The 26,637-nt window shown below is 37.6% G+C and carries 19 protein-coding genes; 9 read left to right on the plus strand and 10 right to left on the minus strand.

Going from position 1 to position 26,637, the window contains the following annotated elements:
- Nucleotides 1-2,094, plus strand: a 2,094-nt coding sequence (locus K8S13_RS21755; RefSeq protein WP_291465823.1) for a hypothetical protein, incomplete at its 5' end; no start/stop codon positions are given.
- Nucleotides 2,095-2,422: 328 nt separating this feature from the next.
- Here the strand turns inward: K8S13_RS21755 and K8S13_RS21760 are convergent.
- From K8S13_RS21760 to rsmG, 5 genes are all read right to left on the minus strand, one after another.
- Entirely contained in the window at nt 2,423-5,863 is a 3,441-nt protein-coding gene (locus K8S13_RS21760; RefSeq protein WP_291465824.1) for an SNF2-related protein, read from the minus strand.
- On the minus strand, nt 5,864-7,321 hold the full coding sequence (locus tag K8S13_RS21765; protein ID WP_291465825.1) for an EH signature domain-containing protein: 1,458 nt from the start codon (nt 7,319-7,321) through the stop codon (nt 5,864-5,866).
- Nucleotides 7,318-8,067, minus strand: coding sequence for an OmpA family protein (locus K8S13_RS21770; protein ID WP_291465826.1), 750 nt, complete (start codon nt 8,065-8,067; stop codon nt 7,318-7,320). The genes K8S13_RS21765 and K8S13_RS21770 overlap by 4 nt, the downstream gene beginning before the upstream one ends.
- 1 nt (nt 8,068) lies before the next feature.
- Complete coding sequence (zorA, locus tag K8S13_RS21775) at nt 8,069-10,021, minus strand: anti-phage ZorAB system protein ZorA (RefSeq protein WP_291465827.1); 1,953 nt, start codon at nt 10,019-10,021, stop codon at nt 8,069-8,071.
- Nucleotides 10,022-11,060: 1,039 nt separating this feature from the next.
- Nucleotides 11,061-11,729 carry a 16S rRNA (guanine(527)-N(7))-methyltransferase RsmG gene (gene rsmG / locus K8S13_RS21780; RefSeq protein WP_291465828.1) on the minus strand — a complete coding sequence of 223 codons (669 nt, stop codon included), beginning with the start codon at nt 11,727-11,729 and terminating at the stop codon, nt 11,061-11,063.
- Nucleotides 11,730-11,923: 194 nt separating this feature from the next.
- On the opposite strand from rsmG, the gene fusA reads away from it, so the two are divergent.
- Both fusA and K8S13_RS21790 read left to right on the plus strand, forming a co-directional pair.
- The gene (gene fusA, locus K8S13_RS21785; protein WP_291465829.1) at nt 11,924-14,005 is read left to right on the plus strand and encodes an elongation factor G; all 2,082 of its coding nucleotides are present in this window, start codon (nt 11,924-11,926) and stop codon (nt 14,003-14,005) included.
- Between the two features lie 27 nt (nt 14,006-14,032).
- Nucleotides 14,033-14,734 (plus strand): hypothetical protein, encoded by a 702-nt coding sequence (locus tag K8S13_RS21790; RefSeq protein ID WP_291465830.1) that lies wholly within the window; start codon nt 14,033-14,035, stop codon nt 14,732-14,734.
- Between the two features lie 49 nt (nt 14,735-14,783).
- Here the strand turns inward: K8S13_RS21790 and K8S13_RS21795 are convergent, their stop codons facing one another.
- On the minus strand, nt 14,784-16,643 hold the full coding sequence (locus tag K8S13_RS21795) for a LamG-like jellyroll fold domain-containing protein (protein WP_291465831.1): 1,860 nt from the start codon (nt 16,641-16,643) through the stop codon (nt 14,784-14,786).
- Between the two features lie 120 nt (nt 16,644-16,763).
- Nucleotides 16,764-18,926: an alpha/beta fold hydrolase gene (locus K8S13_RS21800; RefSeq protein WP_291465832.1), complete on the minus strand. Its 2,163-nt coding sequence runs from the start codon at nt 18,924-18,926 to the stop codon at nt 16,764-16,766.
- 153 nt (nt 18,927-19,079) lie between these two features.
- On the opposite strand from K8S13_RS21800, the gene K8S13_RS21805 reads away from it, so the two are divergent.
- Genes K8S13_RS21805 through K8S13_RS21820 form a run of 4 tightly spaced genes read left to right on the plus strand, consistent with a single transcriptional unit; the run spans nt 19,080 to nt 22,966 of the window.
- Nucleotides 19,080-19,511 carry a 4Fe-4S binding protein gene (locus K8S13_RS21805; protein ID WP_291465833.1) on the plus strand — a complete coding sequence of 144 codons (432 nt, stop codon included), beginning with the start codon at nt 19,080-19,082 and terminating at the stop codon, nt 19,509-19,511.
- On the plus strand, nt 19,511-20,554 hold the full coding sequence (gene mnmA, locus K8S13_RS21810; RefSeq protein ID WP_291465834.1) for a tRNA 2-thiouridine(34) synthase MnmA: 1,044 nt from the start codon (nt 19,511-19,513) through the stop codon (nt 20,552-20,554). The genes K8S13_RS21805 and mnmA overlap by 1 nt, the downstream gene beginning before the upstream one ends.
- Entirely contained in the window at nt 20,551-21,873 is a 1,323-nt protein-coding gene (gene mtaB, locus K8S13_RS21815) for a tRNA (N(6)-L-threonylcarbamoyladenosine(37)-C(2))-methylthiotransferase MtaB (protein WP_291465835.1), read from the plus strand. Before mnmA ends, mtaB begins: the two co-directional genes overlap by 4 nt.
- Nucleotides 21,874-21,898: 25 nt before the next feature.
- Nucleotides 21,899-22,966: a 4Fe-4S binding protein gene (locus K8S13_RS21820; protein WP_291465836.1), complete on the plus strand. Its 1,068-nt coding sequence runs from the start codon at nt 21,899-21,901 to the stop codon at nt 22,964-22,966.
- Between the two features lie 30 nt (nt 22,967-22,996).
- On the opposite strand, the gene K8S13_RS21825 is transcribed toward K8S13_RS21820, so the two are convergent.
- Both K8S13_RS21825 and K8S13_RS21830 read right to left on the minus strand, forming a co-directional pair.
- Complete coding sequence (locus K8S13_RS21825) at nt 22,997-23,182, minus strand: DnaJ domain-containing protein (protein WP_291465837.1); 186 nt, start codon at nt 23,180-23,182, stop codon at nt 22,997-22,999.
- A complete protein-coding gene (locus tag K8S13_RS21830; protein ID WP_291465838.1) occupies nt 23,179-23,760 on the minus strand; it encodes a TerB family tellurite resistance protein in 582 nt (193 codons plus the stop codon). The genes K8S13_RS21825 and K8S13_RS21830 overlap by 4 nt, the downstream gene beginning before the upstream one ends.
- Before the next feature lie 110 nt (nt 23,761-23,870).
- On the opposite strand from K8S13_RS21830, the gene K8S13_RS21835 reads away from it, so the two are divergent.
- Nucleotides 23,871-24,128, plus strand: coding sequence for a hypothetical protein (locus K8S13_RS21835; protein ID WP_291465839.1), 258 nt, complete (start codon nt 23,871-23,873; stop codon nt 24,126-24,128).
- A gap of 11 nt (nt 24,129-24,139) precedes the next feature.
- On the plus strand, nt 24,140-24,718 hold the full coding sequence (locus K8S13_RS21840; protein ID WP_291465840.1) for a BON domain-containing protein: 579 nt from the start codon (nt 24,140-24,142) through the stop codon (nt 24,716-24,718).
- Between the two features lie 49 nt (nt 24,719-24,767).
- Here K8S13_RS21840 and dnaE read toward each other — a convergent pair.
- Nucleotides 24,768-26,637: DNA polymerase III subunit alpha (gene dnaE, locus K8S13_RS21845; RefSeq protein WP_291465841.1), on the minus strand; the 1,870-nt coding region annotated here is incomplete at its 5' end.

Consider the following 26,637-nt stretch of genomic DNA (forward strand, 5'->3'; position numbering starts at 1 on the left):
GAATTGGACGTAGAAAAACATGAGAAAAATAGAATTCTTACTCAACTCATTTTGGAAGAGCGATATCAAAAAGAAAATAGAAGTTTCCTATTCATTATCAAAGGATATGCAGGCTCTGGGAAATCTGTTTTATTGAAACGCCTTGCATGGGATGCGTCAGTAGAATTTGATCAGTTTTGTATATTTATAAAAAATGATACTTCACTTCGATATGAACCCATAATTGAACTTTTTAATTATGTGAAACAGCGGATATATATATTTATTGATAATGCTTTGGAAAACGAAAAAGGGATTATTTCACTAATTGAAAAAGTAGAGAAGAATAAAATTCCAGTTACTATAATTGCATCGGAAAGAACTAATAATTGGAATGAAGAGTCGGATCTAAAAAAATACACCACCGAAGAATTTTCCATATCTTATTTAAAATCAGATGAAATTGATCAGCTAATCTCCAAATTAGAAAAACATAATTCATTAGGATATTTAGAGGGCAAAACGCCTGAAGAAAGGAAATTAGAACTTAAAGAGCGAGCAGGTAGAGTTTTATTGGTTGCATTACATGAAGCCACTTCTGGTAAGCCTTTTGAAGAAATCGTATTTGATGAATATAATCAGTTAAAAGACGATCAAGCTAAATCATTATATCTAACGGTTTCAATCCTGCACAGACTTGGTTCTGAAGCTAGAGCAGGTTTAATAAGCAGAGTTCACGGAATAAATTTTAATGAGTTTAAAAGGAAACTATTCGATCCATTAGAGTTTGTCGTTTTTACTGAGAAAAACTACTTAATTGGAGATTATGTCTACAAAACTCGACATCCACATATAGCAGAGATTGTCTTTGAAACTGTTTTAAAAGACGACCAATCTAAATATGACGAGTATGTAAGGATTTTGACCTTTCTTGATATTGATTACAAAAGTGACCAAAATGCATTTTTATCAATGACCAATGCAAGAAAACTGATAGAGATCTTTAGAGACCCAAGACATATAAGAAATTTATTTAAAATTGTGGGAGAAGAAAATTCAGATAATCCTAAGCTACTTCAACAAAAAGCCATTTTTGAGATGCAGTCAAACGACGGTAGTTTGGTAAGTGCAGAGAAGTTTCTTAGTGAAGCTCTTGAACTGGCGCCCAATGATCCATTAATTTCTCATTCCTTCGCTGAATTATGTTTAAAAAGGGCGGAACTATCAACGAACGATGTCGAAAAATCAAAGCTTTTAAGAACTGCTCGTGATCTGTGTAACAAAATAATCAAGAAGTATACCAATCATAGAGATCATTCATATCATACATTATTGAAAATCGCTCTTATGAATTTAAATGATGTAATTGAAAAAAATGATCCAGTATCAATTGAAGTTAAAATAAAAGAAACGGAACGGCTAATTTTAATCTCAAAACAACAATTTTCCGATCATGAGTTTTTATTAGAGATTGAGGCAACTTTCAACAAACTCATTAACAATGAACCCAAATCAATTGAATTATTAAAAAAAGCCCATAATCTTAACAAAGCTACGCCATTTATTGCCTTGAGGTATTCTAAAATATTAGAAAAAAATGATAAAATTGAGGATGCAAAAAAAGTACTTAAAGAAACTTTAAATCTAAATCCAAATGATAAAGATATTAATTTTGAATTCGCTAGGTTAATTCAAATAACAGAGCCTCAAAATAAAAAAGAGATTATTCATTATTACAGACGATCTTTTACAAAAGGAGACACGAGATATGAAGCGCAATTTTGGTATGCTAGAGCACAATATATGTTTAATTTTATAATTGAAGCCAAAGAAATTTTTGATGAACTATCTTACATAAGAATGGCCCCGGATCGAAAAAACAAACCAAGAGGTTTTCTAAAAGAAAACGGACAATTAATAAAGTTTGATGGCTCTTTGGTACATAAAGAACTCAGTTATGCCTTTGTAAAAAGAGATATTGTTGGCGATGGTATTTTTATCTATCGTTACAGCGAAAATAAAAATTGGGATGAATATAAAGTGGGGTCAAGGATTTCATTTAATATAGGATTTAATTTTAAAGGACCGATTGCTGTCAATACTAAAGTTGTCTAATATTTTCAAAACTCAACATAACTTGCATGCTCATTCATAAAATCATGAATGGAGAAATGTTTTGATTTGTATCGGGATATTAAAGATTTCAAGGTGCGGACTGTGTCTATACGTCCCGTATCTTTTCGGCAAAGTTTTTGATCCGGATTATAACCAGAAGTGCTTGATTGTAGGTGGTGAATCTGGCCCAGGAGCAAGACCTATGATATTTTTATTGTGTGATGAAGTGAACTTGGCGGGAAAGATAAAAACCCCGCCAAGCTACCAATCTCAGTTTTTCAGCTACTTACATAGTAAATACAACATTTCAAACTGGAGAAAATAGAGCTCATATGGCCAGTCTTTTTTTATTCATAAAAGCATAAACATCTCTTATGGATATGGGATGGGTCACCAGCAATTGCTTTAATTCTTTTTGACCCATAATCTCTACATTGTATTCTTGTGCTGTTTTTCGAGTTCTGCCAGAAAGCTTTAATGCGTTTGTCATGAACAATAATTTTGAAAATGACCTATCAAGGGCATTCTCATATTTTATTTTTGCTGCTTGGACTTCCAGTATGGCTTTGTACCCATCGTAAATAGTATTTTTTACGTTTTTATGCTTGCATTGAATTAAATAATTGGGGTCCCCAACGACCACAGCGTCAGCCCCATAATCAGCGCCAGATTTTGTCAACCACTTATCATCAGGATTTGAATCTTTTGCAATAATCAGACAACAGAGGGCTTCAAATTGTTCCCATGAAATTTTATGCAAATCGTCTGATGTAATTTGATGATCTGGGGTAAAAGATTTCATATCAAATCCTGAAGGGTTAGGAATGACCTGTTCCGGAGTGACGACAGCATCTTTAAGAGATGTTTTCTGGCTTAATAAACTATGAAGATTCACATCAAAGGACTCAAACTTTGGATGGTGTAAGACCGGAACATATATACTGACATCTTTCTCCTGACCGATTCGATAGACCCTGTCTGTCGCTTGAGCCTCCTTAGCAGGATTCCAGTGGCGCTCAAAATGAATAACATTATTTGCGCCGACTACAGTCAAACCAACTCCAGCAGCAACTGGTGACATGACAATAATATTAAAACCTTCAACCGCCTCAAAATCTGATATCATACTTTTTCGGGTTGGCACTGATGCCCTTTTGGCAACAGCTTTAGCATCACCATTAATAATCGAAAGAGGTCCAAGACCAAACCAAGCTCCCAAAGCTTGGCTCAAAAACTGTTGAAGCCTTTTGTTTACCGTAAAGATAATACATTTTTCTTTTCGTTTTTTAATCTGCTCAAGGATTTCAATAAGGCTTTGCATTTTGGCCGATTCATCAAACAGTGATCGCAACTGTCTTTTTTTGTTGGGACTCTCTATTTGTCCTTTATCAGCTAATCGTGGATGGAGCGATATATCCCTTAATTTTTGCAATGCACCAAGGACTTCGTTTCGTTCTGCGTTAACCCGAGAATCTAATGTTGCGTTATATGCGCTAAGCTGGTCCCCAGACATAATCTTTTTAAGTGAATTTAGAAACAGCCAGTCTGGGTCTTCAATACCCACATAAATTTTCTTTTCAGGAAGTCCCTCAAGATTATCTTCCTTAAGGCGACGCAACATCAGTGGGCCAACTTTTATCCTGAGTTCTCGGCCTACTCTGCCTCTAATTTCTTCAATCTCATCACTTGCGGCTCTGACAATTGGCGTTACGTACCGTTCTCTAAAAAGCTGATATTTATTTAGATGGCCAGGACAAGCCGTATCCATTAGACACCAAAAGTCTGCCAGACTATTTTCCACTGGTGTTCCAGTCGCAACCAATTTGAACCCAGCCTTTAACCCCTTTGCAGCTCTCGTTTGAAGAGCGTTCGGGTTTTTAGTATTTTGCGCTTCATCAAATACCACCATCCCCCAATCAATTTGGCATAAAGAAAATTGATAATCACGCAACGTCTGATATGTGGTAATGACTAATCTTTCAGGCAAATCAAGACGCTCAGCACCAAAATGTTTTCCAATCTTAAGAGAATATTTGATACCGTCTTGACCATCGTCAAGCGATGTTTGATTACGGATTTCAATCCCGCCAGATCGGTATCGTTTTAAATCTGCACTGGCCTGAAGAATGATAATTGATTTAAATGGTGAAGAATTGAAAGTTTTATCTACTTCATCTTTCCAGATCTCTAAGAGACTTAAAGGTGCAACAATGAGAGCAGGTTTCTTTGTTAAGTTTGATTCAGAATTCAGCTTATAGATCTGATCAATTGCAGACAAAGCCATGAAAGTTTTACCCAGCCCCATATCATCAGCCAGCAAACCACCATCACTGCTTTTTGATAGTCCAACAATCCATTGAACCCCGATCTCTTGATGAGGATATGGTGTACGTGCATAATTATCCCAATTCAAATTCTCAGCTGGAAAAAGGATTTCATCAATGGCTTTGTCTACCATTGGAGATGAAAGCTCTAAATCTTCATCATTAAGATCGATATCCACAACAGCGACAGAATCATCTGTGTCTTCCTGATCATCATCATATTCGTCTGAGGGGGATGTATCGGAAGAATCTCCGCTTTTATTAATCTTCTGATCGATTCTTTCAAGCGTTTTAAGGACTGCATCAGGAGTGGATATATCATAGGTTTTTCCTTGAAAATCTATCTCGTGAGCTCCTGTTTTTTGGGCATCTTCAACCAGCAATTTTAATTGTTCAAGCGTCTCTTTATCTTCAATTTGGTCTCCCAATTTATTAAAAGATGCAATTTCACCAGCAGAGAAAGACCGTCCAAACCAATCAATACCCGTACCGTCAGTTTCACCAAAATATGCATGTTTGAAAATTGTCGCCCCTTTAACTCTTGCAGAGAAACCAAGATCAAGATCCACCAGACTGGCATCAATAAAAGCAGTTGGAGCTTTTAAAAACTCTTGGACTTTGCTTTTAGGAATCGTTCTATTTTCAAGAATCTCATGTACGGCTTTTAGTTTCTGGTCATCAAACAAGATTATTTCATCATCCACTCTTAATGCAGTTGCTTTATCAGCCTGGAGTTGACCTAAAACCCTGTTGACTCTTTCTGAACTTGCTTCTTGTCCCATATAGGGAGTGAGAATGAGATTTCCGTCTTCATCTAGTTCAGCTTCAATCGTAATAGATTCAGGAGCTTTAATATCCAGCTTATTAAAGTGTTTGAGATTCAGTTGCGCCCCAAGCTCTTGCCCCTTTTGCAACGCAAATAACAATCTCAAATTATCGTATTCATTTTTCTCAATTTCACCATGAGCTTGATGAGCACCGAATATGGTCTGCTGGGCCGTTGACAGCAAATATTGCCTGTCTTCTGAAAATTTAAGGACAGGACCTATTACTTTATAAATTCTTGTAAACCGACCATCAGGTGTTTCAACAGAAAGATCCACACCAAAATTACTATTGCCGGTATTACCTTTAATATCCGCATCAATTTTTCTATCCCATCGTGGAGGCAAACCTAATGAATCACATGAACTTTTATCAAAATTAACTACTACCTCTGTTGGGACTATAAATCCATTGGGAATTACTTCGGCGTTCCCCTGTTCCGCTAACATTGTCAAAGCAATATGTTGATGGGTAATCCATCCCCCTGCTTGACCTTTTTTAATTGCCTTTGAGAGGGTTGATGTTGTAGTGAAATTTAAACCCTCGAAATCTGGTTGAATAAAGTATTTCTCATTTTCAGAAGAAGTCCGGAGTTTATCGAACCATTTTTTCACATCCATTTATATTATCCCAAATTTTCGTTTAAACGATCTATAATCCTCAGGTGATAAGACATCCTGAGGAGAGATATTTACACCAAGCCTCCTTAAAGCTTCAATCGCATTTTTCTGCCACCTGGAATTGACAGGTGTGTGTGTTATCTGTGCAACAGCCTCACAGTTTTTCTCAGTCATATTTTGGTTCAAGATTGATGTTAATTCACTATAAAGAACAGAATTTCTACCATAGTCAAATACGACAGCGGAAGAATGCAATTGTCTGTAAATCCACAAATAACAACTATGGCTCCCTTCTATCATATGAGCTTGATTGTTAACAAATTGGACATGTATGAGAGACTTGGTCCCATTCTCCACCATTGAATACGCCGGTAAATGTTCCGGCTTATAGTTACTTTTCAGATATCGTTCTGCACTTTTTGAAAGATACAGTCGAGTATTTGCAATCAGTTTTTTATAATCTAATCCTTCCAAAAATCTCTTCCGTGATGGAAACATTCTGTGCAACTCTTCTTTGCCTGGAAGGTTTGAAAAATTTTCAAGTGCCTCCAAAAACAAACGAAGGTCTAATTTAGACAGCCACCCTATTACTATATTATGAAGATGCCTATCTAAAAGACTCCACCATTTTTGAAATAAAGGATGATCTTTGGGGATTCTGGGATCACCGGCAATAGACATAATAGCATTTAGCCAACTGTCATCAATTTTCGAATTTTCAGCTCTACTTATTAAGATTTCCAACACCTTATGGCCAACGAGGTAAGATTCATCGTACGTTGACTCATATACTGTCTTTTTTTGAACCTCCAACAATAAATTATGGGGTTGATTCAATGGAATCGATTTCAGTTGCTCTATGTAATAAATATTTTTTGCAATTGTCAGAAATCTACCTGATGCATAACGATCCAAACCTAAATGCGATACAATATTTTGAAATTCCTGGTTGGTGTGGATTGACTTTTCTGCAAGCCATCTTGGCCCATTTGAACTTAATAATGTCTCATGGAACGATTTTTTAAGATTTCTTTTTGGTAGTGCTCTTAGTAGCCACCCTGCAATAGCACCTGGATTTTCTAATTTGTCATATCGATTTAAATAAAATTGATAAACACTTTGGATAAATAAAGTACTCGGTTTAGGTCTTAGTTGATCAATTTTATTTAGAATTCTTTGTGTTAATGTGATGTGTTCAGCACAACTGGTGGTCAAAGAAACTGCTAGTGCCCTGACTTTAATAGGAGAATCCAGTTCGGTTTCTAAATTTCTATTCCTACGCACACTTTCTACTAAAGAATTCAAGGCTGCCTTAAACTTTCTATTTTCAGTACCAGCCCTTTTAGCCAGGGAGGACAATTGGTTTTCAAGACTTTTTATTTGTGTAAGATAATATCCAAAAGGATCATCAGGAATTGAAAAATTCAAACTTTGAATTGAAAGTTTAGCAGGCTTCATCGATCAGCGATATCCTCTAATTCAGAAATAGATGGTCGTTTAACCGTAAATCGTAAATCAATTCTACGATTACATCGACGTTGATCCATAGTCTCCTCAACCGTTTGTACCCTGCGTGATGCAGCATAGCCACTTACGGAAAATAATTTTTGATCATATGCATTAACCATGTCATTAAAATTAGGTACAAGGTCAAGGTGCTTTTCCCAAAATTCCCATAGAGAAATTGCTCTATATGTCGACAATCCCCAGTTACCCTTGATCCTTTTAGAAGGCACACTATCAGTATGACCCTCTATAAAAACCGTATCCAGGTATTTAAATCGCATTTGTCTATTTGTATCACTGAAGGCTTTATTAATGGCTTGGTGCAATGCTATTCCAATTGCAGTAACAGCTTTTTGAACCACTTCGTTTTCTGGAATTTCATCATGACCCGAATCAAATGTCAGGGTACTTTCAGGAATCCTCAAGACGGTATCATTATCAGCTATTTCAACCCTGATATTTTGGGAGGCAAGTTCATCTTTAATCTCGTGTAAAATCATTCTTCTCGCATTTTGAGCATTGCGTAATTCCTCGATATCCCGCTCAATGATTTTCTGGGTTTGAGTCAATTCGATAATCAAGGCAACAACTGCCAAAATAAAAATGACAAGAAGGGCTGACATTAAATCTGAAAAAGAGACCCAGTATGGATTTTCTTCATCAACTGTGGCTTGGCTTTGATAAAATCTTCTATACATATTAACGTCCCAGCTTTATTTCTATGTCGTCTACAACAGACGCAAGCGCCTGGGCTGCATTATTCATATTAGTAGCATATTGTGTAGTTCCTTCAGCCCAAATTTTAAGATGTCGTGCTGTTTGGCCGTTCGATTGGGTGGCGTAGTCTTTAAGCAAATTACTCATTTTTACAGCTAACTCTTCCACATTCTGTTTCAAATGGGCAAGGTATGAATGTTGCTGATCATCCATGTTGTCAAACATAGTACCCGCGGTTTCTACCAAGTTTTTCATTTTCTGAATAAGGGTATTGAAGTCATTTGAGCTTTCCAGTATACGGTCAAAGATCTTTTTAATCTCCGAAGTACTGGCCTGATTTTCTTTTGCAAGCGTCTCTGTGCTTGCTACTGCTGCCGTAATTGTATCTGATAGTTTAACTCCGGCCTGATGTATATATCCACCAAAGGTTTTTAATTTGTTAACCGTTGAGCTTAGTTCGGAAGATGTTTCCTTCATATACTTAGTTGCTTCAGTATTTGCTGAAACTGATTCCTTTATTAAACTTTGGAGAGATTGCCCCTGATTTAGTAACTCCCTTGTCTCCTGGAATTGAGTTTTTAAACCATGATCAATTCGTTCTAATAGAGCTGACGTACCTTTTTTCATTTTGCTTGTCTGATTTATGAATTCTTCACCACGCTTTCTTTCTCTATCTGCTGCAACTTTATCTCTGTCATTTAGTTTGCTAGAAAGTTCTCCAAATGTGTTTTTAATAAATTCAGATAAGACCTTATTCTGAGAATTAGTATTTTCAACCAACAAGTTTACTTGAGATGAAATATTTTGAATCAGCTCTTCTTCTTTTTGGGCAACACTATTTTGAGAATCTTCCATTTTATCAAGAAACGCCTGCATTGAAGTTCCGAATCCCGCCAAAGAGATGTTCATTTTATCTGAGGCATCATCCATTGCCTGCCTTTGCTGATTCCCTTCTACACCAAATTTCTCCATGAATTTTTCAAGTAGATTTTCCAAGGCTTTCTGGTTGCCATCCGATGTCTCATCCACCAGCTTATTAATAGCAGGTGCCATGATTTTTTCCAGACTCGCTTCCAATCCAGATTGAATTCCTTCCGTTACTTGGATTAAAGATTCCTGCATTTTTAATCCGATTTTTTCTGCAAGACCCTGAAGACTTTCCCTTGATTGTTTACCGTCATGTGCAATACGTTGAAGTTGTTCTTCCGCGCTAATTCGATCAAACAATTTATCAATTAAATTTTGTAATCGAGTGATTCTTGTTCTCGCTATACGTTCAATGTTTTTTTCAATAATATTAAACAAAACACTGAGGGATACACCCCAAACGGATGTTATAAAAGCAATCTTCGCTCCATTGATAACCCCGGCAACACCTGTTTTCATTTCATCAACGGAAACATCATTGGCAATATTGAGCTGCGCCAGACCAAGTTGTAGCCCAACAAAAGTTCCAATAACGCCTATTGCAGTTAAAAAACCCGGCACAGCTGCTACAAGTCGACTACCTACAATCCCAGAGGCAAGGGTTGATGAGTTAAAAAAATATGCCGCATCAAAGGTATTAAAAAGACAAATTTTATTATTTTTATCCCCTTCGATTAGTGTCTCATCGAATTCTAACCATAAGTGCCCTGCTCCATGCTTTACCTTTTTGGCTTTATCTATAAATTCTTGTCTATTTTCTGCTATTGTTTCTGAACTGTACCCCTTCAACAGGGTTTTTAACCAGTTAATTCGTCTAAATGTTTTATATAATTTCCAAATAGATGGGATTGAAAATAAAGTAAAAACACCCAAAAGTAATACAATAAACCATGCACTTAGTTCATCAGCGCTTTGTGGGAACCCATTTAGAACTAATTTAAAATTTGGTAGCAACTTGGTTAGATCAACTTTATCTATCACTTCAGCGGCTGTTGTATTTGTCGACATAAATTCCCTCTACAGAGCTATTAGCATGCTATCAATAGTCCGGACCCTAAATATCATTAATGTCATTTAAAAATTTGATCATTAAAAATCACAGTATTATTTTCAGAAAAAATATCTACATTTATGGTACCCATTTCTTGTGTTAACTGTTCAATAAACGGATATAGTTTTATCAATACCGAATTCCAGAGATAAAAATATACCGCATAGGTTTTATAGCACATTCGTTAGTTAACTTGCTGTGTTCAGAAAGAAACGAAAAGTTTGGAGACTTCTTTATTTTATTTTTTACGGTTGTATCCATTTCAATTAGTCCTGAGTAATTATTCCCGGTCTTTTTAAGCATTTACAAACCGTACCATCATCTCAATATCGCTTAATCGCTGTGAAATCAATAAAATATAGTAAATTTACATGAATTTCAGTTATTCCTGATCAAACCCTGTTTTCTTGGTTAAGAGTATCAGATAATTTAATCTCATGATTTCTTGCATGAATATGGCTTCAATTTTTAATGGAAAACAGTTTTGATTTGTATCGGTATCATTAAGTTTTTTCACTGTGGACTATGTCTATCTATCAGCAGGGGAGGCCTGTATTTTAAGGGTGTTGACTATTATTAACAGTCCCAGGATTTTTGAAATAAAGCCCGGCACAACATCTTGTGGTTGGTGAAAATTTCATCTATTACGCAGATATTCAACTAATTAAATATAATTGAGGGATTCTCAAAGAAAGTATTAAAGTATAGGATTTGATAATTCTCAAAAATGTGCATCAATTCATGTTAATTTTTTAAAAAAGTTGTGCTGAATATTAAATTCCTGGCACAGAGACCAGTTCAGGTTAGCTCGCCTTTACGGAGCATTTTGGAAAGTTTTGTTACAGGCTCTGTCGGGCGCAACGTTAAGTGACGGGAATTGTTTGAGCGCAGCGAGTTTTTCCGTCACAAGTGAAGTCCGGCATAGAGCCTGTCAAGACGTTCCATCCAGCGACGGAAAGGTGAGCTAACCTGAACGGGTATAAAGTCTGAGTAAAATCAGCGTTTAGCAAATAATTTGATCATATATCGATCTGATTTTTCAAACGGTAATAGATAATGATCAATTTTAAAATCAAAATTTTTTGAAATTTCAGATGTGATCTCTTTTTCAGCATTTTTTCCTTTCATGGCATAAACTGAGCCTTTATCACTTAAAAACGGAAAAGCAAGCTCTACAAAGTTTGAAAGGTCAGTAAAAGCCCGTGATATAACGGCATCAAACTTATTTTTATAGACTTTATTCCCATGAAGGTCTTCAACCCTTGAATGGATGGCATCAATATTTTCCAAATGCAGGGTGCGTATCACATGCTTTAAAAAATTGACTTTTTTTCGAGAGGAATCAATCAGAATAACTTTTAATGAAGGCTTCATTATTTTAATTGGAATCCCTGGAAATCCTCCCCCTGATCCTATATCCATAAGACATTTTTCATTTTCAAAAAAAGAGACCGGGGCAATGGAATCAATAAAATGTTTTTCTGCAACTTTCAAAGGGTCTTTAATAGCAGTAAGATTTATTTTTTTATTCCATGCCGAAAGCTCTTTTGCATGAAGGGTCATCAACTCCACCTGATGTTCAGAAACCTTGATTCCCAGATCATTTGATCCGTTCTTTAAGTGCTGTTTAAATTTCCGAATGGATTGTTCTGATAGAATAGTCACAATTTATAATTTTTACTTGACATATTAACAGTTTAAATATAATATATTCGACTTTATAAGCTAAGTTTAACTTCGGGTTCACATTAACAAAATCGTAATAATTTAGCAATATTAAACTATGGCAAGCCTTTGACAATAATTGCATTCTAAAATTGTGCAAAGGTGAATTTTATATTCATAAGGATGATTTTAAAATGATCAGAGATCTAAAGAGAGTAAGAAATATTGGAATCAGTGCTCATATTGATTCCGGTAAGACCACACTGACTGAAAGAATTCTATTTTACACTGAAAGAATCCATAAGATCAATGAAGTCAGGGGCAAAGACGGTACCGGCGCCATCATGGATTCCATGGAACTTGAGAGAGAAAGAGGCATTACCATAGCATCGGCTGCTACATATTGTGAATGGAAAAAAAATAACATTAATATTATTGACACCCCGGGCCATGTTGACTTTACAGTTGAAGTTGAACGGTCTTTAAGAGTTCTGGACGGGGTTGTACTGATTCTGTGCTCTGTATCCGGGGTCCAGTCACAATCCATTACCGTAGACCAGCAGATGAAAAGATATAAAGTTCCCTGCATTGCCTATATTAACAAATGTGACAGATCCGGTGCAAATCCTGTTAAGGTGAGTGAACAGCTCAAAGATAAGTTAGGACATAATTCCGTCATGCTGCAACTTCCCATAGGACTTGAAGATAAACATGAAGGCATCATTGACCTTGTTTCCATGAAAGCCAATTATTTTGAAGGTAATAATGGTGAAAAGGTAGTCATTAAAGATATCCCGGCTGAGATGATGGCGGATGCTGAAATAGCACGGGAAGAAATGATTGATGCTGTCTCTCTTTTCTCTGATGATCTTACCGATGCCATTCTGGAAGAAAAAGAAATCACAGAAGAATTAATCATGACTGCTGTTCGAACCGGAACTATTGCAAGGCAGATGACCCCTGTTTTTCTTGGGTCTGCATATAAGAACAAAGCAGTTCAGCCGTTAATGGACGCAGTGCTTAATTACCTTCCGTCCCCCCTTGACATCGAGAATGAAGCCATTGACCTTGATAACAATGAAGAAACCGTTATTCTTGAAAGCAATTTTGATAAACCCACCGTGGCATTGGCCTTTAAGCTGGAAGACGGTCAATATGGCCAGTTGACTTATATCAGAGTCTATCAAGGATGTATTAATAAAGGCGATACATTGATTAATTCCAGAAACGGCAAGAAAATGAAAGCCGGCCGCCTGATCCGGATGCATTCCGCACAAATGGAAGAGGTTGATGCCATTCCTGCCGGTCACATTGGTGCCATGTTCGGTGTTGACTGTGCCTCGGGAGATACCTTTGTATCTCCACAAATCAATTATACCATGATGGCCATGCATGTCATGGACCCTGTTATCTCTCTTTCCATTGTACCCAAGGATAATAAAGCCCAGATTAACATGTCAAAGGCATTAAACCGGTTTACCAAGGAAGATCCGACTTTCAGAACTTATATGGATCATGAAACCGGCGATACCATTATCCAGGGTATGGGTGAACTCCACCTTGAAGTATATGTTGAGAGAATGAAAAGAGAATATGACGCCGAGGTAGAAACCGGCCAGCCAAGGGTTGCATACAGGGAAACCATTACCCGGAAGGCTCTGTTTAACTATACTCACAAAAAACAGACCGGCGGCGCAGGACAATATGGTCGTGTGGCCGGATTTATTGAGCCGTGTGAGGAAGAATTTGAATTTGTAAATAAGATTACAGGCGGCAGAATTCCCACACAATATATCTCGGCCTGTGAAAAGGGATTTCAAGGGTGCATGGGTAAAGGCCCGAAACTTGAGTTCCCTGTTACCGGCATTAAAATCACTATTGACGATGGTGCCTACCATGCAGTTGATTCCTCAGAGATGGCGTTTCAAGCAGCATCAAGAGGAGCCTTTCTTGAAGGATATGCCAAAGCAAAATCCGTTATCAAAGAACCCATTATGAAGGTTGTCATTGAAACACCCAATGAATTCCAGGGTGGCTGCATGGGTTTGATTAACCAGAGAAGAGGTATTATTCAAGGCTCCCAGGAAGAAGGTGTCATGTCAGTCATTGAATCCCAGGTGCCCTTATCTGATATGTTTGGCTTTTCTACTGTGCTTAGATCTGCTACCCAGGGAAAAGCGCAATTTACAATGGAATTTTCAACATACAAACAGGTGCCGCAGTCTATTGCAGAAGAGATTGCCAGAAAAAAACATGAAGAAAAAGTACAAAAATAATAAGACTTTTATATAAAGAGAGGAAATATGCTAAAAAAAGATCTCATTCTTAAAACCCCGGTTTCAAAAACCATTGGGATTGAAAATATAAAAAACGGCAAATTCGGTGCAGTTCTTTCAAGGGCCGGTGTTGGAAAAACCAGTTTTTTGGTTCAGATCGCCTTGACACAATTATTAAACAATGAAAAAATTCTCCATGTCAGCCTGGATGACCCTATGGAAAAAATAAACTTAAGATATAAAGAAGGATATACAAATCTTATCGACTATATCGGGTATATTGATCCCCAGAAAGCCGTCCGGCTATGGGAAGATATCAAACCCAATAAAGTCGGGATCAGTTATAATGAATCCACCTTTGATACCGGGAAGATCAGGGATTATCTTAAAAGTTTTAAAAAAGCTGATCTTACTTTGCCATCCATCATGATCATTGACGGATTAAATTTTGACAAGGATATTTCAAAGGTCCTTGAAGAGTTTGAAAATCTGAACCGTGAATTTTCCATTTTTATCTGGTTCTCCATGAAGAGCCACAGAGATGAAGAACTTTGTGAAAATGGATTTCCTATCCAGCTTGAAACGAATAAAGACAAGTTTGACAAAGCCATTTTCCTTCAGCCTGTGGAAGATAAAATAGAAGCAATTATTTTAAAAAATGGGGATAGAACCGATCAAAAGTTCAGACTTGATCCAGCCACAATGATGATTGTTGAAGAACATAAATAGATTCATATTTCCCCGCCGCAAGCGGCGGGGAATAAAACTCCGAGGGATTTTAATTGGTTGTTATACCATACTCCCCTGCAAAGCCTGCAAGAAGCCTCACATCATAGTCACCGGCAACTATGCCGCCGGCTAATCCTGAGAGGTCAGAACCGTCCACATCTCCATCACCGTCGATATCTCCAAATTTCATCGCGCCCGAAGGTACAAACGCTGTGTCGGGTGCATTGTAGCCGGATAAAGTCCCATCATTACCATTGGTTGTAGCATCAAAAGCACTCCTCAAGGTTGACGGCTCATCAAAATGCCAGAGACCTATCAGCCCTTCTTCATCACCCTTCATCGGAAACCACATACCAGCCTGAATGTCAGCCTGTGACAGTTCATTATTCCAGATGCGGACTTCATCTATCCTTCCCTTGAAATGATTTGAGGCTGAACCAGAGTCCCATTCCTGACCGATACTGAATAATGCTGTTCTTGACGGTGTTATAGAGGGGGTAAACGTCACCTGCTCCTCACCATTCACATACAAAGTGCCTCTATATGGGCCATGGGGAGCCGCTATTTTGATTGCCACTGCCACATGATACCAATGGCCTGGTAAAGATTCAATGGTGCTTTGGATAAAACCTCTAATGTTATCAAAATAACAAAACTTTTGATTATCTCCATCGTACATTAACAAGTTATAATTACCACCTGAGGATGTATTAAACGCTAGAACAGATGCCTTACCAGCCTGAGGCTCAGGATACACCCAGGCTTCAAATGTAATGGCTTCGGCTGTAATAGCTTCGACTGAGAATAAATAGCCTCGAGCTCTAAGATCATTGGAAACAAGATTTGCCTCAACATAATCATTGATGCCATCCAGAACCAGTGCATTACCGTTTCCCACTGGTATTGCGACTGCCTCTGCATTGCTTTGATCATGATGTCTGTCTTTCCAACCTAGGCTATCCTCGTCAATCGCCGACACAGCTTTGTAAATATAAACCTGAGCATTGTCAACATCAGTATCAGTATAAAAAACATCCCACTCCTTATTGTAATAATCAGGCATAGCAGGATTAAAATTCTCAATTGTGGCGAGCAACTCCGGGACAGGCGAACCACCAATCCTCCACCGATAAATATGGTAAGGATGAATCAAATGACCGTAATGATTTGGATCATTTAATGAAATATCAGCAGGCAGGAAGCGAAGATCAACATTCCCTTCTGATGCCCATGTTGTTAATTTTGAAACATGATATTTAAACGGGCTTAATAAGTCATCATCATGTGTTTTAGCGAATCCACCCGCTCTTACAAATTCGAAATCAACATTTTGTGCCCACCATTCGTCCCTTCCGTCATCAACCACGATCATATACAATAAAATATCTGCAATTAATCGATTTCTAAATCCACTGTCATTAAAATTATTGCCTATCCTGTCGTGATCAAGATATCCCATCCGCATCAGATCATACATCGAATCATGTATACACGAACAACGGATATAAAACTCTCGATTATTGGCAATATTTAGCGTATTCCAAGGCGTTGATGCGCCATCCCATCGATACCCTTTTTTTACGGTTAATACACCAGCCTCCAACTCAATAAACTCCCATTTTATTAATACACGACTGATAGCATCTAACTGCTGCAAAAGCATTTGGCGCTGTGTTTCAGTTCTATCCCATTTAAAATAGGGCCCCGGCAATTCACTGAGAACACTTAAATATTTTTTTATATCAATTGTATAATCCTTGGCCACCTCGTAATAGAGTATGGTATCCAAACCACCGCCTGTTGGACCGTCTATGTATTCAAAGGCATCATCAGTTGCATTTACCGGCAGGACGGCGAATGCTATAAAGACCAGTACAAAAATCATTCCCAATGTAGCTTTTTGTATCATACTTTATCTCCCATTATTATGAGTTGAAATATTTAATGCATTTGTTTAAGTATTGCAAAATTATGCCTAAAGCTCGGCTTTCCAAAACCCTTAACTATAAATATTTATATAAAATTTAAATTAAACCCATTGTTTAATAAAATTTTCAATGGCCTTGTAAACTCTTTTAACACCCTCCCCTATCAGGATTCCATGACCATCATAGTCAAAAATATAATACTCCTTGATATCAGATCCTAATCGGTCAAATAATTTAATAGTTCCCTTGGGGTTCACCACAGGGTCTTTCCTGGATTGGACCACAAGAGTCGGCTTATCTATGGTTTTCAGCTTGGATTCAAGGTGTTCCATAAGTTTTTCAAGCTGACGGATGCCTGCAATAGGATTTCTGACATAATTGATATGGGGATTTTCAGGATGGTTTTCAATAAATTCTTTTGCAATGGTATCTAAATGAATCTTTTTTATCATGGCATTCCAGGTATCAATGGCCGGGACAAAATATGACCCTAAATCCTGAAGTCTCATGGGAGGTGCAACTGCAAAAACAGCCTCAATATCATCCAGCCGCGTGGACAATTCCAAAGCAAGTCCGGCACCGGTTGAAAAACCGCCCACAATTATTTTCTTACATGAATGCCTCAAGATAACAAAGGCTTCTTCAACAGATTCTATCCATTGTTCATACTTTGTTTTTGCAAGGTCTTCAGGCGCAGTCCCATGCCCTTTCAGCCTTGGTACATATACCGTAAAAGATTTTTCATATAGATAGTGTGCAAAGGCTTTCATTTCTTCAGGGGCTGCCATATAACCATGAATCAATAAGATGCCTGCAATTGGGTTTTCATGTTTAAGAAATAACGGTCTTCCAATTCTTCTTTCCTTTGATTCTTCTTCAATATAGTGATCATCATAATCCAGGGAAAAATCCTTCTCTATCTTTTCTATGATACAATCTTTCACAAGGTCAATAATTTCATCACGCGATTTTTGAGCAACCTTTTTTAAAAAATTTTCAACCTCTTTTATGGGTTCCAATTCATTGGCCATGACAAGGATGGGATTTTCTATCCTGATGGTATGAAAATCTGATTTGGTGATAAATTTGGTCTGATCTTTAAATATTTTACCCTCTTTAATTTCAATAACATTTGTATTTTGGGCAATGGTAAAAAAATCAGCAAATCGTTTAAACCGGTCATCTGTCAAAAGATGGATTTGATTTTTCAAAAAAGCATCGGACACGCAACATGTTTGATTGGACACAAGCCAACAAATTGCGAAATACACCTTACACTTGAATTCATATATATTAATACCGTCTTTTCTGTAGGGGAAATGCTTGAGAATACATGCCAGGACATGATCATAATTGAGTGTTGTCATGGCATATACGGCTGTCATATATTTTTCCATGATTGTGATGGAAAATTGCCGTGTAATCTGCTTTGAGCTGATATCATCATCAAACTTGATTTTCCGTTTGACCGTCAGCATGCTTTCAATATAGGAATCATTTAAATATTCCTTAATATTAATAGGTTCACCAAATCGAATATTGATATCCACATTGGTAAACAGCATACTGCCTTCGGTCATTAACTCGTCCATAACTCTTTTGGACGGCTCTTTCATCACAATCTGAGCTATTTTGCTTAAGATATTTTCTTTTGGGCTTGCTGGATAATAGGTTATGTTGACGGGGACAATATGTGTTTCCCGGGTAAGGACCTGATCAATATTTTTAATTTCAAATGTTTGAACAAGCCTTTCAAATTCAGGCTCACCCATGTCTTTCATTCTTCTTAAGCGCTCACGGTAAAATTCACAGCGCAGGGCCACAATGGCAGCACCGGTATGGGGTCGCCTGACTACCCCCTCATCGGTCAGGGAAAACTGATCCTTTTTAATCAGTTTTTTATTTTTAACCATCATGCCTTCAGGAAAAATAATCCACTGAACATCTCCTGACAATAATGTTTTTAAAATGAGATCATCCCTGTGGGGATCTTTTGTTGATACCGCACCCAGATTATTTAAAAATCCTTGTAAAACAGGCACTTCAAATAATTCTGCCGCAGCAAGGGACCAGACTTCTTTTTTTGTGATGTTATGAATGTGATAAGGAAGAAAAATTGTTTCAATCCTTGTAAAATGGTTGGCTGTGAAAATAACCGAACCATCGGGGATATTATGCGTTCCCGAGATTTTGATATTTGCCTTTGAAAAACCGGAAAAAGTTTTAAGGGTATAGCTGGATAATTTGAATGCAAACCTGTTCATGGATCAAACCTTTAAAACAACATTGTTTATTTGTTGTGTTTATTATAAAATATAATGTTGCTGATATTAATCTTGACCTATTAGTCAATAATACTTAAAGTCATGATTTTGTCAAAGAAATTTATTTATATAGCTTATAAATCGGAGGCTGTATTGTATTCGAAAATAATAATACTCAATTTTCCGGCAAAAGTTGCCCAAAAAGCATTGGTCTGTCAGTTAACAAGAAAATTTGACCTTTTGTTTAATATTTTGAGTGCCAAAATATCCAATAAAAAAGAGGGGTATATGGTTCTGGAGATTTCATCAGGGTCTAAAATCGCTTTTAACAAAGGGGTAAAATTTTTAAAAGACCAGGGAGTGTCAGTATCCAGTCCTGAACATCAAATTTACAAAGATGAAGAGATCTGTACCCATTGCGGGGCATGCACGGCAGTTTGTCCGACAGATGCACTCTATATCAAACGACCTGAAATGGAAGTTATTTTTGACAAGGAAAAGTGCAGTGTGTGCGAGCTTTGTATTGTAACCTGTCCGACGAGAGCCATGGGATTGTTCTTTACAGAAACACAAAAAGTTGCTTGATGAAAAACCCGGTTATTGCAGTTGCCTTAAGTGGTGGGATTGATTCTCTTGTTTCCGGATATCTCTTAAAACTCAAATACAAACATATTTTTGGTATTCATTTTACAACCGGTTATGAAAAAGAACCTGTAGATCTTCTGCTGCTTGAAAAACAGCTCGGATTTCCTGTTACCAGCATTGATCTTTCAAAAAACTTTGAAAAAAAAGTTATTCGATATTTTGTCGAGACCTATCTTGAAGGCAAAACGCCAAACCCCTGTATCATCTGTAACAAAGAGATAAAATTTGGTAAATTGCTGCATCACGCCCAAAACATGGGAGCAGATTTTCTGGCTACCGGCCATTATGCCACCATTATCAACCCGATTTCTTTTCTATATAAAAAAATTTCCCATTGCTATCTTGAAAAAGGGAGTGATCCTTTAAAGGATCAGAGCTATTTTCTCTCCTTGTTATCTGAAAACCAGCTTAGAAAAATTATTTTTCCTTTGTCAGGAATGACAAAAGAGGATGTAAAGCAATTTGCCGGATCAAAAAATTTAACGGCAACTCACCCCAGTGAAAGCCAGGATATCTGTTTTATACATGACAATAATTTTCCTGAATTTATTCTTCGAAAACAGGGAATTCGCCCTCAATCCGGCAATATTGTGGACCATAACGGGAAAATAGTGGGCCGTCACAAGGGCCTTCACAAATATACCATAGGGCAAAGACGCGGTATCGATTGCCCGGCAAAAGAGCCTTATTATGTTAAACAGATTGATATAAAAAACAATATCCTGAAGGTTTGTTTTAAAAAAGATCTATCTGGACAAACATTTAAAATTGGCCAGATAAATTGGAATTTTTCAGACCGAAAAATTATTCCTGATATTATGACTAAAATCAGATACAGCCACAAAGGTGCCTTGTCAACGCTCACCTTAAACGGATCTTGTGGCCAGGTTGTTTTTAATGAACCCCAGAATGCGATTACTCCGGGACAGACAGCAGTATTTTATAAAGATACCAGGGTATTGGGAGCTGGTATAATTCAATGAAAAAATTTTATATAGAAACATTAGGATGCAAAGTCAATCAATATGAAAGCGATGGTATTGCATTGAGCCTTGAAGAACAGGGCTGGATAAAGGGCAAAAAAAAACAAAAGGCAGATGTATTCATTATCAATACCTGCGTTGTTACATCCAAAGCCGGTATGCAGTCAAGACAGGCCATTCGAAAAATTATCAGGGAAAACCCCGATGCAAAGGTCATTGTCACAGGATGCTATGCCCAGACCGATCCTGAGCAAATAAGAAAAATTGACCGAATTGATCAGGCTGATCAGATTGTCTGCCATAAAGATAAGATTCTGATTGCAAAACATATTGCATCTATTTGTGAGAACAAGTCCCCCTTGACATTTAAAAAGACTGATCACAGCAAGGCAAACACTTTTCAAAGCTTTGATCATGCTGTAAAAGGTGAAATGACAAGGGCATATCTAAAGATACAGGACGGCTGTAACGCGTTTTGTACTTATTGTATTGTTCCCCATGCCAGGGGATCTTCCGTGAGCATGCCGGAAAAAGACGTTTTTCAACATTTAAGAGAATTGAATGATTCAGGATTTAAAGAGGTCATCATCACTGGAATCCATACAGGCATGTATGGCCTTGACTTTAAAAAGAAATCATCGCTCTTGCAATTGCTTGAGAAAATTAACGATGAAAGACCTGTTCACAGAATAAGGCTCAGTTCCATTGAACCTGGAGAAATCAATGATGGTATTATTAATCTTGCCAAACAGGAAAATATTTTATGTGACCATTTCCACATTCCCCTGCAATCCGGGGATGATGATATATTAAAAAAAATGAAACGGCCCTACGATGCTTCGCTTTTTGAAGAAATTATCCATAAAATTCATGAAAAAGTTCCCAGCGCCGGTATTGGTGTAGATACATTGATCGGATTCCCTTCAGAAACCCAAAAACAGTTTGAGAATACATATAAAATAATTGAGAAGCTTCCCATATCCTATCTCCATGTCTTTCCATTTTCTGCCAGAAAAGGAACACCTGCCTATCATTTTAATAATAAGGTTGACCCAAAAATCATTAAGCAACGATGTGCAATGATGCGGGAACTTGACAAAATAAAAAGGAAAGCTTTTATTAACATCAATTTGAACAAAAAACTCGAAGGTCTTGTGCAGCATAAGCTTGATGCAAAAACCGGGTTGCTTAAAGCTGTCACATCCAATTATTTAATAGTCTTTCTAAATAGGGCACTTGATCTCAAAGGAAAAATTATTGATCTTATCCCTGAACAGTGTGATAGTGCCATGAACCTTATGGGAAAAATTGCAGATTAATTTTAATGTACCGGAGATTTACACCATGGAAGATGTTTACAAAAAGCTTGCTGTCCACCTTGACAATACACCCAGCGGTTTTCCTGAAACCGAATCAGGGGTTGAACTTAGAATTTTAAAACAGCTTTTTACTAAAGAAGAGGCCGAACTTGATTTATCCCTTGTTCTTATGTTTGAAACAGTCGAAACCATTGCTCAAAAAGCCAACAAGGATCCCAAAGACATAGAACCCCTGTTAATTGAAATGGGCAAAAAAGGATTGATTATCCATGTAAATCGAGAGGGTGTTAACACCTTTAGACTCCTTCATTTTGTAGTCGGAATCTGGGAATATCAGGTCAACAGGCTGACCAAAGAACTCATTAAGGATTTCAATGAATATGTTCCTATCCTTATGAATGAGCAGTATAAACATAAAACCCAGCAGTCCAGTGTCATACCAGTCTTAAAATCGGTCAGCACTGAATTAGATATCATGAATTATGAGCAAGTTGAAAATATCATAAAATCCCAATCAAAAATCCTTGTGGCCCCCTGTATTTGCAGAAAAGAGCATGATATCATGGGAAAAGGCTGTGGTAAACTGAGTGAAGCCTGCCTGATTTTTGGCAGCGGTGCCTATATCTATGAAAGCCGGGGTATCGGCCGCACCATATCCCGGGAAGAGGCTTTGGAGATTGTCAAAGAAGGGGTAAAACAAGGGCTTGTCCCCCAGCCGTCCAATGCAAAAAAACCAATCAATATCTGTCTTTGCTGTGACTGCTGCTGCCAGATCCTGAAAAATATTAAAAATTTTGAAGCCCCTGCAAAAATTGTCAGCTCAAATTTTCAGGCCAATGTAAAAATAGATGAATGTACAGGATGTCAGGCCTGTGAGGAAATCTGCCCCATGGATGCCATTGACATGGATGAAGAAAAGATCGTTGCAACCGTAAACTTAGACCGATGTATTGGTTGCGGTCTTTGTGTTACGGTGTGTGAGTTTGACGCCATGTTTCTTAAGGATAAAAAAAAGAAGGAAAAAATTGAGCCTCCAGCCAATATAGTTGAAACCTACATGAATATTGCCAAGGAAAAAGGCCTCATCTTTTAATAATCTGGTAAAAATCGGGTAAAACCCGGCTTAAATTCCTCTTTCCTTTTTTATGGTATCATAGGCTTCCTGAATTTCTTTAAATTTGTCATTGGCAAATTTAATAAATTCTTCAGGAAGCCCTTTGGCTTCAATTTTATCCGGGTGGTATTCACTTACAAGCTTTCGATATTGTTTTTTTATCTCTTCATTGGATGAAGTTTCATCACATTTCAAAACAATATAATATTTATTGGTTTCTTTAACATACTTTGATTTAAGCCTGGCATAGTCTGCAGTGGAATAATTAAAAATCCTTGTGGCAGATAAGAGCATGGCGTCTTCTTCACTGAGATACCTCCGTCTGCAGTAGATACCCTGAGCAACACATCCATCATCAATTCAATAATATTGGGTTGGGTCCTGAATACCGAATAAAATTGGTTGGCAAAAGCATCAAAGTTTTCAGAAGAATTGACAGCCTGCCTGAAAATATTGATGGCTGTCTGCTGGCTGTTAAAATCAAGCTGAAGATCTTGTTTCATAAAACTTTCAATGGCAGAAATTTCATTTTCAGTCACCTGACCATTTGCTTTGGAAATTTTAGCCAGCATGGAAAACGCTGCAGTGAAAAAAACAAGCTGAGCCTCCTCATTTGAAGAGAGAGTGGCTTGTGGTCCAGGTTGTGATGAAAGATATACCTGTTCTTTTTTATCCACAAACGTATGCCCGAATGCTGCACCTGCCACAGCCCCCAAAGGGCCGCCCAATGCAAACCCGATGGTTCCCCCGATCATTTTGCCCAGCCAACTCATTTATCTTCCTTTCAAATAAAAAAATCAAAAGTCTTGTATCATTTTTAAAGATTATATATAAACACAATTGCTTAATACGTCAAACTTTTAACCAAACAAACTTAACTGCTATGCTGCTAAAAAAGATCATTGGAATACTCATCATTCTTCTAAATATTGCAGGTTTTGGTTTTTTGCTTTATATGGCCGGTCTGATGTTAAAGGATAGATTTTTTCCAAAAAAACAAATTATCGCGGTTCAACAGGCCAAAATCAAGAAAAAAGAGCCTAAAATTGTCAACGATGATATCATCCCTGATGAAGATGATTTACTAAAGGATATGGATTTATCTGATCTGGATGACCTTAACCTGGATGATTTTGAATAAGGAGACTTAAAATGGATTGCCGATATTTGCTTTTATCTTTTGCATTGATAATTTCTTTAATTTTTGCCGGCTGTGGTGCTGCGGTTATTGGTGGTGCAGCCTATGGCGGACATAAAGGAGCGACAGATGAACGTTCCATTGGTACCATGATGGATGACTCCATTATCTCCACAACTGTTAAAACAAAAATGATTGGAGATGAATTTGTAAAAGCGCGTCACATTGATGTGGATGTATTAAACGGTGTTGTCTACCTGATCGGAGTGGTTGAATCTTTATCTCAAAAAAGAATGGCAGCAGATATTGCAAGAGGGGTTGAAGGTGTTAGACGAGTTGAAAACCAGCTCCTTATCGGTAAAACCAGTGTTGGCCAGGTTTTAAATGATACCATTCTTACAAGCAAAATAAGAACAGAACTTTTAAAAGACCCGGATATCCGGTCAACCAATATTGATGTGGATACTATTAATAATATCATTACACTGACAGGTATTGTTAAATCGCAAAAAGAAAAAGATAGCGCCCTTTCTATTGTGCAAAAGGTTGGCGGGAACCGGCAGATAATTGACAATCTGACCATTGGTAATTAATTTTTAGTATCGAGTATTGAGTTTTTAATTAAAAACTCAAAATTAAGAATTAAGAATTCTTTCTGTTAAGCCAGGGTTTATTTTTCTTTTGCTTCTCCTTAACGGGGGCACATCTGGTTTCAATAGCACCCTTGCCCAGCAGTTCTTCCACTTTTGTAAAAAAGGAAGGGTCAGACCCGGTCATATACTCATCTGCGAGTTTAATCAGTACAGGCGGCTTATCCTCTATATCTATTCTTAAACAGGCCTTACAATCACCGGGAAAATTTTCAATTATGGCTTTAAGCTTTTCAAGTGTGTCAAAAGAGGCCTCCCCAGCATCAACCTTAATCAATACGCCATTGGTCCATTCGCAAGAAGCCTGTTCAATGGGGACAATTTTTTCTGCTATAAGCTTGACAATGTTTTCCTTCTTCTGAACCTGGGCCTCCAGAATGACAATTTCCTCATCAGCCAGGAGCATGTGGGTTTTAACATAAAGATTGGGGAAAACCACGACTTCAATGGAGCCTGCCTGATCCTCAATGGCAGAGAATGCCATCATATCCCCTTTTTTGGTTTTGTGAAGCTTAATGGCCTTTATAGCACCGGCCATGCGGATCATTTTTTCATCAGCCATATCATGAATATTGACAGAATTTACACTGGCATATTTTTGAATTATTTCTTCATATTTATCAAGGGGATGGCCTGAAATATAAAAACCCAAAGATTCTTTTTCCAGGGCTAAAAGCATGCTTTCTTCCCATTCATCAATATCAGGCAATTTTGGTCTGCTCACAGGCAATGCAGTTCCCATATTTGAATCTGCAAATAAATCCAATTGCGAATCGGCTTTTTCCTTTTGTATCCTTGATCCATGTTCCAGGGCATCTTCAAAAACCGCCATCATCTGGCTGCGTTTGGTATTGCTTGAATCAAACGCACCGCACTTGATCAGGGCCTCGAGAACTTTTTTATTCACCTTGCCGACATTAACCCGTTCACAAAAATCATAAATGCTTTCGTATTCGCCCTCTTTGTTTCTTGATTCAACAATGGATTCAATGGCTGCATCACCAATATTTTTCACTGCAGCAAGACCAAACCTGATACATCCATCAGATACGATAAAATGGGCATCACTCTTATTTACATCCGGCGGTAGAACTTTAATATCATGAGCCCGGCACTCATCTATGTATTTGATGACAGCATCGGAATTATTTCTCTCACTGGTCATTAAGGCAGCAATAAATTCAAGGGCAAAATTGGCCTTTAAATACGCGGTTTGATAGGCAATGAGGGCATAGGCTGCACTATGGGACTTATTGAAGCCGTATCCACCAAATTTCTCCATCAAATCAAAAAGTTCTGCAGCCTTTTTTGGGTCATGATTATTTTCTTTAGCTCCTTTCAGAAACAGCGCTCGATGTTCTTCCATCATGGAAACAATTTTTTTCCCCATGGCTTTTCGAAGTCCGTCTGCATCCGCCATTGAATAGTTGGCAAGCACCCCGGCTATTTTCATAACCTGTTCCTGGTAAAGAATAACCCCATAGGTTTCTTTTAATACCGGCTCAAGTTCATCAAAAAGATAGACCACTTCTTCATGCCCATGTTTTCTCTCAACATAGGTGGTTGCCATACCGCTGTCCAAAGGACCCGGGCGATAGAGGGCCACCAGAGCGACAATATCTGAAAAACTTGCCGGTTTCAGTCTTGAAATCAGATCCTTCATGCCTGAACTTTCAAGCTGAAATACACCAGTGGTGTCGGCACGTTGCAACAACTCAAAGGTTTTAACATCATTGTAATCAAGATTTAAAAGATCCGGCGGTGTTTTTCCCTGTTTTTTAATCAAGTTGATACAATTTTTTATAACAGTGAGATTTCTTAACCCCAGAAAATCAAATTTAACCAACCCCAGCTTTTCAACA

This window comes from Desulfobacula sp. (genome assembly GCF_021107415.1).